This window comes from Pannonibacter sp. Q-1 (assembly GCF_054073275.1).
On the sequence record NZ_JBSXNB010000001.1, the window covers coordinates 336,995 to 350,652 of the forward strand.

The 13,658-nt window shown below is 63.8% G+C and carries 16 protein-coding genes; 9 read left to right on the forward strand and 7 right to left on the reverse strand.

Annotation, left to right across the window (positions count from 1 at the left end; translation table 11 throughout):
* Positions 1-55: 55 nt before the first annotated feature.
* The 4 genes from ACVNHC_RS01520 to ACVNHC_RS01535 are packed head-to-tail and all read left to right on the forward strand — an operon-like array spanning position 56 to position 3,387.
* Positions 56-976: an ABC transporter permease gene (locus ACVNHC_RS01520; protein ID WP_082205829.1), complete on the forward strand. Its 921-nt coding sequence runs from the start codon at positions 56-58 to the stop codon at positions 974-976.
* 1 nt (position 977) lies between these two features.
* The gene (locus tag ACVNHC_RS01525) at positions 978-1,796 is read left to right on the forward strand and encodes an ABC transporter permease (RefSeq protein WP_050471907.1); all 819 of its coding nucleotides are present in this window, start codon (positions 978-980) and stop codon (positions 1,794-1,796) included.
* Positions 1,793-2,557, forward strand: coding sequence for an aspartate/glutamate racemase family protein (locus ACVNHC_RS01530; RefSeq protein ID WP_457166255.1), 765 nt, complete (start codon positions 1,793-1,795; stop codon positions 2,555-2,557). The genes ACVNHC_RS01525 and ACVNHC_RS01530 overlap by 4 nt, the downstream gene beginning before the upstream one ends.
* Positions 2,554-3,387: a GNAT family N-acetyltransferase gene (locus ACVNHC_RS01535; protein ID WP_457166256.1), complete on the forward strand. Its 834-nt coding sequence runs from the start codon at positions 2,554-2,556 to the stop codon at positions 3,385-3,387. The genes ACVNHC_RS01530 and ACVNHC_RS01535 overlap by 4 nt, the downstream gene beginning before the upstream one ends.
* Positions 3,388-3,414: 27 nt before the next feature.
* Here the strand turns inward: ACVNHC_RS01535 and ACVNHC_RS01540 are convergent, their stop codons facing one another.
* The 3 genes from ACVNHC_RS01540 to ACVNHC_RS01550 form a co-directional block, all read right to left on the reverse strand.
* Positions 3,415-4,260 (reverse strand): methyltransferase, encoded by an 846-nt coding sequence (locus tag ACVNHC_RS01540; RefSeq protein WP_457166257.1) that lies wholly within the window; start codon positions 4,258-4,260, stop codon positions 3,415-3,417.
* Between the two features lie 92 nt (positions 4,261-4,352).
* Positions 4,353-5,441, reverse strand: a complete 1,089-nt coding sequence (locus ACVNHC_RS01545) for a GNAT family N-acetyltransferase (protein ID WP_457166258.1) — start codon at positions 5,439-5,441, stop codon at positions 4,353-4,355.
* Positions 5,442-5,573: 132 nt separating this feature from the next.
* Positions 5,574-6,341, reverse strand: coding sequence for an SOS response-associated peptidase (locus tag ACVNHC_RS01550; protein WP_457166259.1), 768 nt, complete (start codon positions 6,339-6,341; stop codon positions 5,574-5,576).
* Positions 6,342-6,427: 86 nt separating this feature from the next.
* Here ACVNHC_RS01550 and ACVNHC_RS01555 point away from each other — a divergent pair, with 86 nt between their 5' ends.
* The 4 genes from ACVNHC_RS01555 (at position 6,428) to ACVNHC_RS01570 (ending at position 8,320) form a co-directional block, all read left to right on the forward strand.
* A complete protein-coding gene (locus ACVNHC_RS01555) occupies positions 6,428-6,943 on the forward strand; it encodes a hypothetical protein (protein ID WP_058897773.1) in 516 nt (171 codons plus the stop codon).
* An 18-nt stretch (positions 6,944-6,961) separates the two neighbouring features.
* Entirely contained in the window at positions 6,962-7,387 is a 426-nt protein-coding gene (locus ACVNHC_RS01560) for an NUDIX hydrolase (protein ID WP_457166260.1), read from the forward strand.
* Between the two features lie 68 nt (positions 7,388-7,455).
* Positions 7,456-7,878, forward strand: coding sequence for a TIGR02301 family protein (locus ACVNHC_RS01565; protein WP_058897775.1), 423 nt, complete (start codon positions 7,456-7,458; stop codon positions 7,876-7,878).
* A 169-nt stretch (positions 7,879-8,047) separates the two neighbouring features.
* Complete coding sequence (locus ACVNHC_RS01570; RefSeq protein WP_050471916.1) at positions 8,048-8,320, forward strand: hypothetical protein; 273 nt, start codon at positions 8,048-8,050, stop codon at positions 8,318-8,320.
* Positions 8,321-8,412: 92 nt separating this feature from the next.
* Here the strand turns inward: ACVNHC_RS01570 and ACVNHC_RS01575 are convergent, their stop codons facing one another.
* Positions 8,413-9,000, reverse strand: a complete 588-nt coding sequence (locus ACVNHC_RS01575) for a LysE family translocator (protein WP_208977287.1) — start codon at positions 8,998-9,000, stop codon at positions 8,413-8,415.
* 191 nt (positions 9,001-9,191) lie between these two features.
* On the opposite strand from ACVNHC_RS01575, the gene ACVNHC_RS01580 reads away from it, so the two are divergent.
* A complete protein-coding gene (locus tag ACVNHC_RS01580; protein WP_457166261.1) occupies positions 9,192-9,935 on the forward strand; it encodes a hypothetical protein in 744 nt (247 codons plus the stop codon).
* Between the two features lie 58 nt (positions 9,936-9,993).
* On the opposite strand, the gene ACVNHC_RS01585 is transcribed toward ACVNHC_RS01580, so the two are convergent.
* The 3 genes from ACVNHC_RS01585 to ACVNHC_RS01595 form a co-directional block, all read right to left on the reverse strand.
* Positions 9,994-10,668: a class I SAM-dependent methyltransferase gene (locus tag ACVNHC_RS01585; RefSeq protein WP_457166262.1), complete on the reverse strand. Its 675-nt coding sequence runs from the start codon at positions 10,666-10,668 to the stop codon at positions 9,994-9,996.
* Entirely contained in the window at positions 10,652-11,917 is a 1,266-nt protein-coding gene (locus ACVNHC_RS01590; protein ID WP_058897777.1) for a DUF3419 family protein, read from the reverse strand. Before ACVNHC_RS01590 ends, ACVNHC_RS01585 begins: the two co-directional genes overlap by 17 nt.
* A 140-nt stretch (positions 11,918-12,057) precedes the next feature.
* Entirely contained in the window at positions 12,058-13,410 is a 1,353-nt protein-coding gene (locus ACVNHC_RS01595) for a L,D-transpeptidase family protein (protein ID WP_457166263.1), read from the reverse strand.
* Between the last annotated feature and the right edge of the window lie 248 nt (positions 13,411-13,658).

Below are 13,658 nucleotides of genomic sequence, written 5' to 3' on the forward strand. Positions count from 1 at the left end.
GCCGCGGGGAGGAGGACCGGTCACAGTCAGCGGATATTCCCTGGGAGACAGCCATATGGCATCGCAAGCCGCAAAGCCGTCAGCGGTTCCGGTCACGGGCACACCGGCCGCCGGTGTGCTGACCGCGTTTTTTGACCGGTTCTCCGCCTATCTCCAGGCCTTTCCCCTTGCGGCCATTCTCGGGTTCTTTCTGCTGGCTCCCGTCCTGATGATCGCGGTGGTGAGCTTCTGGGATTATGACTTTGCCCGGCTCTACCCGGATTTCGTCATGACCAACTATGCCGAAACCCTCGGTTCCCGGGTGACCTGGCGGATCTATCTCAACACGCTGAAATATGCGGCCATGGTCTGGGCCATCACGCTGGTCCTCGGGTTCTGGGTGGCCTATTTCCTCGCCTTCCACATCCGCACGGCCGCCATGCAGATGGTGCTGTTCCTCGTCTGCACCGTGCCCTTTCTCACGTCGAACATCATCCGCATGATCTCCTGGATCCCCGTGCTGGGGCGCAACGGGCTGGTGAACTCCGGGCTGATGCAGGCCGGCATCATATCCGAGCCCATCGAATGGCTGCTCTATTCGGACTTCGCCATCGTGCTGGCCATGGTGCATCTCTACACGCTGTTCATGGTGACGCCGGTCTTCAACACGCTGATGCGCATCGACCGTTCGCTCATCGAGGCCGCACGGGATGCGGGCGCCAGCAGCTTCCAGATCCTGTGGAACGTCATCCTGCCGCTTGCCAAGCCCGGCATGGCCATCGGCACCATCTTTGTCGTCACGCTTGTAATGGCCGATTTCGTCACCGTTCTGGTGATGGGCGGCGGGCAGAGCGCGTCGGTGGCGCTGATGATGCGCAACCAGATGTCCCTGCTGCAATATCCGGCGGCAGCCGCCAATGCGGTGGTGCTGCTGGTTGTCGTGCTGCTGATGGTCGCCGCAATCCTGCGCGCCGTCGATATCCGCAAGGAGCTTTGACATGATCTCCGAAAAACGCGGACGCAGCTTCTGGGTGCTCGCGGTCTTTTTCGCCCTGTTCGTCGTCTTCCTCTATGGGCCTCTGTCGGCCATCGTCATGCTGTCGTTTCAGGGGCCGAACGGCGGGCTGACCTTCCCCATGAACGGCGTCTCGCTGCACTGGTTCCACAACCTCACCCAGCAGCAGGCCGTCGGTGATTTCGGCGGCTCGTTCCGCCGCTCCTTCTCGCTCGGGCTGATGGTGATGAGCGTGACGGTGCTTGTCTCCCTGCTGGCCGGACTTGCCTTCCGGCGCAGGTTTTCCGGTGCAACGCCATTGTTCTATCTCTCGGTCGCCAGCCTCGTCGTGCCGTCCATCGTCGTCTCGCTCGGGATCGGGGTCATGTTCCAGCAGCTTGGCCTGCGCCCCTCCTGGTACGGCTCGGCCTTCGGGGCGCACCTGACCTGGACATTGCCCTTCGGTGTTCTGATCATGTTCGCCGTCTTCAACCGCTTTTCCCCCTCCTACGAAGAAGCGGCGCGCGACCTTGGCGCCTCGTCCTGGCAGACGTTCCGCCATGTTGTCCTGCCGATGATCGCGCCGATGCTCACCGGCGTCGGGCTCTTCGGCTTCACGCTGTCCTATGACGAATTCGCAAGAACCCTGATGACGGCAGGCACCTACAACACGCTGCCGCTCGAAATCTATGCCATGACCACCAATGTAACGACGCCTGTACTCTATGCCCTTGGCACCGTGACCACCCTGTTCTCGCTGACGGTCATCGGCACGGCGCTCGGTGTCATCGTCTGGCTCAACCGGCGCAGGACCAAGGGATGACGGCCATCAGCAACCAGCGTATTCTTGTCATCAATCCCAACACCACGGCATCGATGACACAGACCATTGCCAAAGCCGCCCGGGGGGCCGCCGCACCATCCAGCGACATCTGCGCGGTTACCTCCGCCATGGGGCCCGCCTCGATCGAAGGCTATTACGACGAGGTGCTGGCCATTCCCGGCGTCCTGACGGCCATCCGCGAGGGCGAACGTGAGGGCGCTGCTGCCGCCGTGATTGCCTGTTTCGATGATACGGGCCTTGATGCCGCTCGTGCTCTGGCCACCATTCCGGTGATCGGCATCTGCGAGGCAGCGCTCAGCCTTGCCTCCTTTGTCGCCCGGCGCATCACCGTGGTGACGATGTCGTATCTGTCCATCGTTCCGGTCGAGGAGCTTGTGCATCGCTACGGCATGAGTTCGCGGGTGCGCGTGCGCGCTGCGGGTGTGCCCGTGCTGGAGCTGGAAAACCCCGCCTCCAATGCGGTGGACCGGCTGCGCAGCGAAATCTCAAGTGCGCTTGGGGAAGACCACGCAGAAGCCATTGTTCTGGGCTGCGCCGGCATGGCGGATCTGGCTGCTTCCCTGCAGCGGGAATTCAGGGTGCCCGTCATCGATGGCGTGGGGGCAGCGGTCAAGCAGGCCGAAGCACTGCTCGCTCTGGGTCTGTCGACCGGCAAGCGCGGAGCCTATTCGACGCCGGCCCGCAAACCCTTCTCCGGCCTGCTCGCTGGCTTTGCCCATGAAGCGGAGCCTGCACAATGACCGGCCCCGTGATCCGCCAGCTCACCACGGCGGAAGTGGAACAGCTTATCGGCTGGGCTGAGGCCGAAGGCTGGAACCCCGGCCTTGACGATGCCGCGGTGTTTCAGGCCGCCGATGTCGGCGGCTTCCTGGGCGCCTTCGCCGAAGGGGAAATGGCTGCCGGGATCTCGGCCGTCCGCTATGGTGAGGACTTCGGCTTCATCGGGCTTTACATCTGCCATCCGGACTTTCGCGGGCAAGGCTATGGCAAAGCCGTCTGGAACGCCGGCCTCAGACACCTTGAGGGCCGGACCATCGGGCTTGATGGTGTGCCGGAACAGCAAGCGAATTACCGCTCAATGGGCTTCGTCTCACAGTACAGGACCATCCGCTACAGCGGACACTCTGCCCACGCGGACAAAGCTGGCGGCATCCGCCCGCTGGAAAGCGCAGACATGCCGGCCGTCGAAGCCTTCGACCGCGCATATTTCCCTGCGCCAAGAACCGGGTTTCTCAGCCAGTGGCTGACGCGGCCGCGCCGGGCGCTTGCCGCGTTCGAGGGCAGCACCTTGCGTGGGTATGGGGTGGCGCGCCCCTGCCGCGAGGGCTGGAAGATCGGCCCGCTCTTCGCCGGAGATGCAGCCGTTGCCGGATCCCTGTTCACAGCGCTCGCAGAAGGATGCGAGGGCGGCATCCATATCGACGTCCCGGAGACGGCCGGAGACTTCATCCGCTTTCTGGAAGACGCCGGATTTGCCCCCGGCTTCGAGACGAGCCGCATGTGCTGCGGTCCAGCCCCTGCCATCCGGCTGGATGGTGTGTTCGGGATCACGACCCTCGAACTGGGCTAGCAACAGATCCATGCGGCCCGGCTTTTCTTAGCCCCGGCGGGCAAGCACCAGATGGCCGGGCACCGGCTCGCCTTCTTCCAGGCGCACGGTGATCGGGTCCATGGCCAGAATGGTGAAGCCATGCGCTTCGAGCACGCGGGTCAGATATCCCTGGGAATGGGCATAGCGCCGCTTCGGGCCGACGAGATAGTCCTTCCCGCCCAGCGCTTCGTCCGGCAGGGTCTCGGTCGAGAAGCCGAGAACGCCGCCCGGGTTCAGCCGGTCTGCGGCGGCTGCCACAATCCGCTCGACCTTGCCGAGATAGGGGAAGACGTCCGTTGCCGCGATCAGGTCATAGACCGGGCGCTGGCCGTCGTCGTCCTCGAACTCCTCCAGAAAGGCGACCGCCTCGCCGACGTAAAGGTCGGTATAGACCTCCCGGTCGAAGGCGATCTCGACGATCTTTTCGGACAGGTCGACGCCGGTCATCACCTCGCAGATATCGCCCAGCGCCTCACCGGTGAGCCCCGTGCCGCAACCCAGATCCAGCCCGGTGTTGTAAGGCCCCGGCGCATGGCTGCGCAGCTGCTCGCGCAGCAGGAGCGGCACGCAGTAGCCGAGCTGATCGACGAGAATGGCCTCGAACACATCTGCATGCTGGTCGAAGAGCGTCGCCACATAGGCTTCCGGCATGGCATCGGGCGCCGTGTCCCGGCCCATGGCGGCCAGGCGCACGCTGGCGCCGCAATGGTCCGCCGGATCGATGGTCAGGGCTTCCCGGTAGGCGGCTTCCGCACCATCCAGATCCCCGGCCTTTTCGAGCTCGAGGCCCCGGTTATAGACCCCGGCCAGCGCATCCTCGTCGAAGGATGCGGTCTCTTCTTCTTCGGCCATGGTCAGCCCTTTCCTGCGTGCGGTATTTCTGATCGCCTCTTACCGCTCTCCGCCCGAAAAGGACAGGCGCAATCACCATGCTGGGGAGCGGATCAAAGATCCGTCAACAGCCGGCTCCAGCTTTCGGAGGCAAAGCCGCCCGCATAAAGATCCCCGCGGCGCGCGGCGTCATTGACGCTGGCAAACCGGCTGCCAATGCAGAACAGGCCGCGCGGGGAAAAGCTGATCCAGCGCTGGGAAAGAAGCGCGCGCATCAGGCTGGGTTTTGCCATGCCCTCGGCCATTGTCAGACCCTCAGCCTCGAAGGCGGCCAGCATGGCGGCCGCGGCGTCGAGCTCCCGGCCCTCTTCTGTCAGCAGATGCAGAACCGTTGCCCTGCGCCCATCGCTGTACCAGGCCAGAGCCGCAAAGCTGCCCTTGCCATCTTTGGCCAGGGCAAAGCGCAAGGTTCCGAGCGCAAGGTTCCGGGCGGCAAGGCCGGTCAGCCAGGCAAACTCTTCATCCGGCCACAGGGGATGAACCGGGAAGCGGGCAAGCAGCGGTCTTGCGGCCTGCAGGAAACCGGCAGCATCCGTTTCTTCCACACCAAGCCCGGTCAGCTCTTCCGGGATAAGCGCAGGCTTCAGCCGCCGGGCAAGAGCATCAACCGCACCACAAGGCAGCAACCCCAGCAAGGGACGCAGACGCGGCAGGCTCTGACCAGCGATCAACCGGGCTGCCGAGGCGGGCCGCATCACCCGCCGCCATGCCAGGCTCTGCGTCGTCAGCACCTGACCGCCACCGGCAATCCAGTGGCTGGCGCTGAGCGGCGAGGCGCTGTCGGACAGAAGGAGATCCTGTGTGCTGGCCCTCAAGCAGCGCGCAATCCGCGCGGCGCCCGACTGCCCCTCCCGCCCTTCCGACATGAAGGAGCACAAAAGCCGCGCCGTGACAGGCCGCCCCTCGACGCTGAAGGCCATGGGAATGGCGAGCACCGCCGCCTTGATGCCGGAACAGGGATGGTCATGCACGAGGCTGCCGGATGCCTCGCTGTAGGATGGGCTGCCGAACAGCAATTCGCCGAGATAGGCTTCGAGCGCGGCCGCATCCCTGACCCCGGAGGGCCGGAACACACGGCCAAAGAGCCCAGCGACGACCGGAAGATCATCCCGACGCATCGGGCGCACCAGGCGGGCAGCCATGGGCTCCGGCACTTCAGCCAGGTGATCATTCAACGCGGCCCGCATCTGGCTCCCTTCCATGTCTGGTAGAGCAAAGCTAACGCGAAGGCATTTACATTTCCGTTTAGGCCGCCGCAGAAAACGGCAATCTTCCTAGAAAAGATCAAGCTGACCGGAATTGCCACCGTCTTCTTGCGCCTTTCTACGGGCGGGACGGGTTTTCGGAGCTTTTTCAGAGGCAGCATCGGGCGCCGCCCCGGCGGCCCGCTCGGTCAGCCCCGGATCATCCTGCGCGGCACTGTTGACGCGGGACGATACGGGGATGAACTCCAGATAGTCATCCGCCACCGGCCGCAGCAGGCGGCGCGCTTCCTCCGCCCTCACCTGCCCCGTATCCAGCCAGGCGTCGAAATCCTGTTCGAAAAGAATGGCCGGCATGCGGTCGTGCACGGCCTGCATGGCGCGGTTGGCAGGCACGGTCAGCAGGGCGCCGGTGTCGATCTCGCCGCCCGACGGATCGGACCATGTGTCCCACAGCCCGGCCACCGCCATCAACCCACCGCCCGCAGGCCGGATGAAGAAGGGCTGCTTTTGCCCGCCTGTCCGCCGCCATTCGTAAAAGCCGTCCATCGGCACGAGGCAGCGGTGATGGCGCATGGCCGCACGGAACGAAGGCTTTTCCGCTGCCGTCTCCGCCCTTGCATTGACCAGGAGGGTAAAGCTGGCCGGATCTTTCACCCAGCCGGGAATCAATCCCCAGCGCACCAGCGCGAACCGCCGCTGGCCATGCTCATGCCGGACGGTGGCAACCGGCTGGGTGGGGGCAATATTGTAGCGCGGCGGAAAGTCCGGCCGGTCCCGGTAGTCAAACAGCTGCTCCAGCGCTTGCGGGGATGACGTCAGGGTGAAGCGTCCGCACATGAAAATCCTTGCAGTGATCTGATTAGTTCTTTGGCAACAAAGGCAGGTTAGGTTCGGGAGAAGTAGAGTTCAACCGGGGGGATGGCATGACGCAGGAGGATCCAGTGCTGGGCACCGGCGATCTGTCCGCCGAGCGGCTTGTCAAAGCCAATATCAACCCGGCGACTGGCCTTGCAACCGACTATCTGAACCACTTCAACGAAGTGGTGATGCTGCTCGAAATGCTCCCGGCCATGCCGGAATGCGCCGAGGACGTGCTCGCCTGGAGCCCGGCGGACTACGAGACCCATTTTGAGAACTCCAGTTTCTCCGAACGCCAGCTGGCCATTGAGGCCTATCATGCCGCCCCCGTGCGTCTGCGCGCGCATCTGGAAACGCTCGTTTCCGGAATCAATTCGGCGGTGCTGAATTCGCAGGACATGATTCGCAGCGCTGTGTCACCGTCGGAGGTCGCCTTTGAGCTGGCGGAGAAGGCGACAAACGAGATCAAGCCGCTGATCGCCATGGCCAGCGGCGTCATCCACGGCCATATCAGCGCGCAGGATGTCCCCGCCCACGAAGGCTCGGAAGCGCAGGCGGAAATCGACGCCCTGTTTGCCTGAAGCCGGTTTGCCTGAACCATGTCCGGGACGCTCCCTCCTCCTCCACTTGTTCCCGGCGTCAGCATCCTCTGCCACAGGAATGGGGACGTTCTGATCATCCGGCGGGGCAAGGCGCCCTATGCAGGATGCTGGAGCCTGCCGGGCGGCAAGCTGGAGGCTGGTGAGACTCCTCTGCAGGCGGCACAGCGCGAACTTCTGGAGGAAACCGGCGTCACCGCAGAGCTGGGAGAGCCGGCCGGAACGCTTACCATCGACAGCCGGGACGAAAGCGGGGCGATTCGGGCCCGGTTTCATCTGACCATCTTCATGGGCGCACATGTTTCAGGCGAACCCATCGCGGGCGATGATGCGGCAGAGGCCTGTTTCAAGCCGCTCTCCGCGCTCGGCAGCCTTGAAATGACTCCCGGCACTGCCGAACGCATCCGGAAACTGATGGCCTGTTGACGGGGCAACCGCGGCCTTGCACCGCCGGTCCTTGCAGCCCATTATCCTGCCGGACAGGCAGGGACCCAATGGACTCCAGCACACACACCAGCGCCCGGCGCCGCATGACCATAAGAGCCCTTGCCGGCCTTGCAGCGGCTGTCCTGATGCTCGCGGCTTTGCCGGTTCGCGCGCAGGATCCGCTGTCCGAAGCCCCTTATGAACGCCAGTTGCTCCGCCTGTCGGAAATCCTCGGCGCTCTGCATTTCCTGCGCCCCCTGTGCGGACGCGATGATGCGCCAAGCTGGCGGGAGCGGATGGAAGACCTGCTGGCAGCCGAAATGCAGGGGGAAGTGCGCAAGCGCCGCCACATCGAGCGCTTCAACCTCGGCTATCGCGGATTTTCTTCGGTGTATCAAAGCTGTACGCCCGCTGCACGGGCTGCCATGAACGCCTATGTCCAGGAAGGCGAGAAGCTGAGCCGCGATGTTGCGGCCCGTTATGCGCGCTAGCCGCGCTCCGTTACCAAAGGCTTAACCCTCCACGTATAATTTGTGGGTGGACGTTAAGAAGGCCTTCACACTCGCTTCCCGCGTAGTCTTCCCATGGTAAGGTCTTCGCAGATTCGGGGAACGGCACCGACTCATCCGAAGCGAAAGCGGCAAAGACCTAAGGGACAGCATGACCAACGACGAATTCAGCGAGATGTCTGCGGACGTCCAATACCTTGAAGACGACGATATTCGCCGTGCTGCGCTTGGTTTCATTCAGGATGCATGGTCCGAGGCGATTGCCTGCGGCGTTGATACGGATGCTGTTGCCCACGCAGCCATGTTTACTGCGCTTGCCGATCTTGTTTCCACTTACGGCGAAGATGCAGTTGCCAAGCTGGCAGAAGGCCTGCCGGAGCGTATTCTGCGCGGTGACTATTCGGTCAATCGCGTCCTTCAGTGACGCCGGCGAACGGCGGAGCGCGAGACACGGCCCCTGCGCTCCCCCAATGATCTTTTTTGATCCTCTGATCAGCCTTTTCCAGCCCGTTACGCTCAGAATACGCCCAGCAGGCTGACAAGGATTCCGGCCGCAAAGAGAATCAGCACGGCACCGGCGGCCCGGTTCACCATTTCAAGCCAGCGGTCTGTAAAGCGATCACGCAGCGCGCTTGCCCCTCCGGCCACGACGGCCCACCACAGGCAAGCCCCCGCCGCCACACCGCAGATCATGCTCAGTGCATCCAGATGCCTGCCCGGCTGCGGAGCCCAGTCGCCAAGACTGCCGAAGATCGCCAGAAACCCCAGGATCGCACCCGGATTGGTGATTGTCATGACAAAGGCAGCCAGGGCATCACGCAGCAGGGTGTGATCGAATTTGCTTTTCTGCGTATCCATGTGCGGATGGCTGCGCAGCACCGCAATGCCAAATACGACCAGAACGCTCGCCCCCACCAGCTTGATGGCCGTCTCGTGCAGTTCGACGAACTCGGCCACAACCGAAATGCCGAAAAGTGCGGCGGCGGCGAACAGCGTGTCTGCCGCAACGGCCCCAAGACCGACGAGAAAGCCAGACCGGAAGCCCCGGTGAAGGGCCCTTCGCAGCGCCATGATGTTCACGGGCCCGACGGGAGCGCTGGTCATCACGCCAATTGCCAGTCCAAGCAGTGCATATGAAAGCGATGGCGTCATGCAGGAAAACTCTGGCAAAAATGGCACATGTGCCTGCGGTTTAACGAAAGGAGGACAGGATGCCAAGCGCGCAGGCTCTTTTGAATGGCCTTTCCGCTGCGGCTGCGTATAGTCGTTGAAAATCTTCCCGGCTGAGTCTGACCATGCTGCGCAACTGCATTGCCACCCTCTGTTTTGCACTCCTGCTGCTTCCGGCTGCGGAAGCTGCGACCGTGAGAACCGAGACGATCCTGGTCACCCCGTCGGAGCAGAATGCCTCCGGTAACCCGGCCATTCCGCCGGAAGATCTCTTGCCCCCAATCCCCGATGAGGCCGGCGCGGATGATGCGGGCGGCCCCATGGATGAGGCTGATCCGGCCGAGGGCATCGAAAGCCCGGAAGAAGGGCAGTCTTCTGAAGTCTCTCCGCAGAACCTGCTCCCTGTCCCCGAGGTGCATTACGGACCCGAGGGCCTGCCGGCGCCTGTCGCCCGCATGCGGGACCAGTTGATGGAAGCGGCCCGCAGCGGCGACGTCGAGCGCATGCGCATGGTGCTCGAAGGCAACGAGATGATGCCGACCCTGTCCCTCGCGGAAATCGGTGACCCGATCGAGTTCCTGAAGCACAGTTCCGGCGATGGGCAGGGCCAGGAAATCCTGGCGATCCTTCTGGACGTGATGGAAGCGGGCTGGGTGCATGTGGACGCCGGAACCCCGCAGGAAATGTACATCTGGCCCTATTTCGCCCGCTACCCCTTCGACAAGCTGACACCGGAGCAGAAGGTGGAGATGTACCGTATTGTCACCGCCGCCGATTTCGCGGAAATGGACGCTTACGGCGCTTGGCTGTTCTACCGTGTCGGCATTGGTCCGGACGGCACGCTGCATTATTTCGTCGCAGGCGAATGAAACCAGCTCCCGGTGAGCAAGGCTTATCGGGAGTTGGACAAACTCCTGCTGTGGCCGTTCAAACGCGGGTGACTTCCGCCCAGACCGAATAACCGCGATAGAGCGAACCGGCCTCAAAGCGCGCCTTGTGCTGCCCGGCAAGAGCCTCCACGGCGCCGGACAGATCCGCCCGTGGCGTGACGTGGAATTTCGCCAGCCAGGCATGCAGCAGGCGGCGGAAGAGGCCCGGCAGACGCTCCTGCTGGCCGAAATCCACCACCGACAGTTGCCCACCCGGCGCCAGCGCCGCAAAGCCTGCTGCCATCGCCTCGCGCCAGGGCGGGATCATCGACAGGGTGTAGGACATGAACACCCGGTCGAAGCTGTCCCGGCCAAACAGGGCTTCTGCATCAAAGTCCGAAGCATCGCCGCAGGCGAGCCGGATACGGTCCTCCAACCCGGCGCGGCGGATATTCGCGTCTGCCGTTGCCAACATCTCGCGCGAAATGTCGAGGCCGTAGAACCGGGCGTCGGGATAGAGCCGCGCCGCCTCGATCAGGTTGCGGCCCGTGCCGCAGCCCAGTTCCAGCACGGAACCACCTGCAGGCGGCACCAGCCGGGCGATCAGCCGGTCGCGGCCCAGAAGGTAATATTTGCGCGTCAGGTCATAGATGTGCCGCTGGTTGCGGTACACGCTGTCCATCAGCGCAGCGGAGGCGCCGCTCTGGCTGCGGGGTTCATCCATTGAAGACATAGAGATGGAACCCGCCATAGATGGAGGAACGGTCGCGGCGGCCCAGCTCAAGGCTCTTCTCCGCCTCATAGGTCCAGCGGTCCAGAATGGCATCGTGCACGCGGCCCGGCAGGAGCGTCGGCTCTGCGGCGGTGCGGAAGATGACGCGGGCGCCGGGGCGGGCGGTGCGGGTGATCTGGGTCCACAGAGCGTTCAGCTGCTCGTCGGTCATCCAGTCCTGCGCATCGAGCAGGACATAGGCGTCGAGTGTGGCCGGAACTTCGCCTTCCAGATGTTCGGTGAAGCTGCGGTTGACCACCTCGACGCGGGAGGCCCGCTCGCGGATGGCATCGAAATGCTCGCGCTTCAGATAGGGCGGCAGCGGACCGGAGGCACCCGTGCTCTCATCCCCGCCCTGCGGCGCATAGCCCCGGTTGAAGGCCTGCCAGGCGAAATAGTTGTCCGAGAGCGAGAAATCACAGGCAAGCTTCTGCAGCCGCTGCTTCAACACATCGGACATGTCGCCCGTCGGGCTGGCGGAAACCAGCGCCTCATACTGGGCGGGCGGAATGCCGAGGCCGTAGAGCGACATCTTCTTGGAGGTTGCCCAGCGCACCAGCCGCTTGTCGAACAGGGGCGCCAGCGCCGTCTCGAAATAGCTGCGCTGCTCATCCAGCGTGCGGGCGCGGACGAAATGCTTCGGGTCGATGCCATAGAGGCGGGCGACGAAATGGCCCACGCCGATGAAATAGCCCAGCAGACCGTGGTGATAGAGATCCCGCGAGAACAGGGTGATGCGGCGGCGGCCAAGCCCGCTGATGCCACGGCCTTCCCAATAGCTGCGGGTTTCCGCATCCAGCTTGTCACGCAGGAAGCGCTCGTAGGCGGCGATGTTCGCCTTCTCGTCCGCTTCGCCGAAGAAGCGATAGAAGCTGTCATGGTTCGGCAGGTGCTGCGCGGCAGCCAGCTTCAGCCGGCCCAGCGCCACATGGGCCCGGTTGAGATCCACCGCCGTGATCGCCGCCGGATCGGCCGTCAGATAGGACATGACGTTGCAGCCGCCGGAGGCGATGGTGACCATGCGCGAATGCGGCTTGAGCTGCAGCGCCTCCAGATCCACATCCGGGTCTTCCCAGATCTGCGGATAGACCAGCCCCTTGAAGGCGAAGGTGAACATGCGCTCCAGAAAGCCCTCGCGGGACGTGGCGCTGGACCGGTGGACGGCCTTCTTCAGTCTGGCTTTCGATGCTTCAAGCGTGCTCACCGGCATTGTTCGCTCCCTCAGGGACTGCCCACCGGCGATTCTTCCGCCGGATAAGAACCTGAGGGGGAGCGATACTGCAGACACGCGACAGAGACATGACGGCCGGGACATGACGGTAGGAACGGCCAGCCGGCCGTTCCGGCGGATCACTTCGCCGTCGTCACCACGAAGTCGGTGCCAAGGCCGGTGTTGCGCAGGAACGACCGGTCCGTGACGATGAGCGAGGAGCCCGGCGTCAGCATGGCGCCAACCTCCTTGCGCACATTGGCGGGCATGTCGATCCGGTCGAGAATGCGCGCCGGCGTCATGCCTTCGGCCTCTTCCGCCACCACGGCCATCCAGCCGGTTTCGCTGTCTCCGGGCTTGAAGCCCAGCGCGGTGAAGATGACGGTGCCGATGGGCGCCTTCGGATCCTTCAGGGTGACGCCTGCCTGATAGATGTCCTTGAACTTCGCCCGGATGCGCAGTTCCGCGTTCAGAGGCAGATCCTCGCCCGCCTCGCGGTAGACCCGCTTCAACAAGCTGAGGCTGTAATTGCCGGTGACCGGCAGCTCGTAGCCTTGCTGGAACAGACGGATTGCTTCCCGCGTCTTGCGGCCCATGACCCCATCGACGGGGCCCGCCTCGAAACCGAGCCGGTTCAGCATGGCCTGCAGGTCGTGGATTTCCCGGCCCGAGGGGCGGGGCAGGATGATCATGCGCAGCGGCGTACCGAAATCGGCCGCAGCAGCGCCCTGCGCCGGTGTCTGAGGCTCGATGGAGCCGGTGACGATCGATCCCGTGCCGCTGTCCGTCATGATGGAACCGCGCAGCCCCTGCCCTTCCGGCAGGATGGCCTCATCCAGGCTCGCCACCGCCGTACCCGGCTGATAGGGCTGCGGCAGCGCGGAATGGGCAATCGCGGCGGGCAAGGCTTCACCATCGGTGATCACCACATGCATGCCGTGCCGGGTCATGGTGAAGAGGTCCTGCGCAAAGCGCATGGGCATGCGCACACAGCCGTGCGAGGCCGGATAGCCGGGCAGCTTGCCTTCATGCAGGGCGATGCCGGACCAGGTCAGCCGCTGCATATAGGGCATCGGCGCGTTGTCATAGAGATTGGAAAAGTGCTTGCGGCGCTTTTCGAGAATGGAGAACACACCCGTCGGCGTGCTGTGCCCGGTCTTGCCGGAGGAGACCGGCGTGGAGGTGACAAGCTCCAGCCCGCGATAGACCTTGAGGTTCTGCTCGCGCAAGGACACGACGATCTGCATCGGATGCTCGGGATCGCTGATCTCAACGGCCCCCTGCAGCGTTTCCGCTGCACCGGCGGTCATGCTGGCTTCGGCAGGCTTCGCCAGCCCCGCGATCTGCTTCAGCACGGCCGGGCCTTCGGCTCTCGCCTGCGGAACTGCGAAATGCATCATGGCAAGAGCACAGCCCGTCATCAGCGCCACGCGCCAGATGCGCTCGCGCATCGCTCCGCCGTCCACCAATCCTGTTGCCGTCTCCATCACCATGCGAGCCTCATCTACGCCATACCCGTCAGCCCGCACTCACCTTACCCACGCTCCGTGTACTTAGGGTTAGGGAACAGGGTTACCGAAGTATGCGAATTTGACCGGTTCCGGTCATAGAAGCTTAACCCTGAACCCGCTGTGGCGCCCGTCACATTTTCGCCGGATTTGAAGAGGGAGAGGCACGCGAACGGCGCGGCCGCAGGCTTCTATGCATCAACCGCCCGAAGTGATGCACCTGGTTCGCGGCT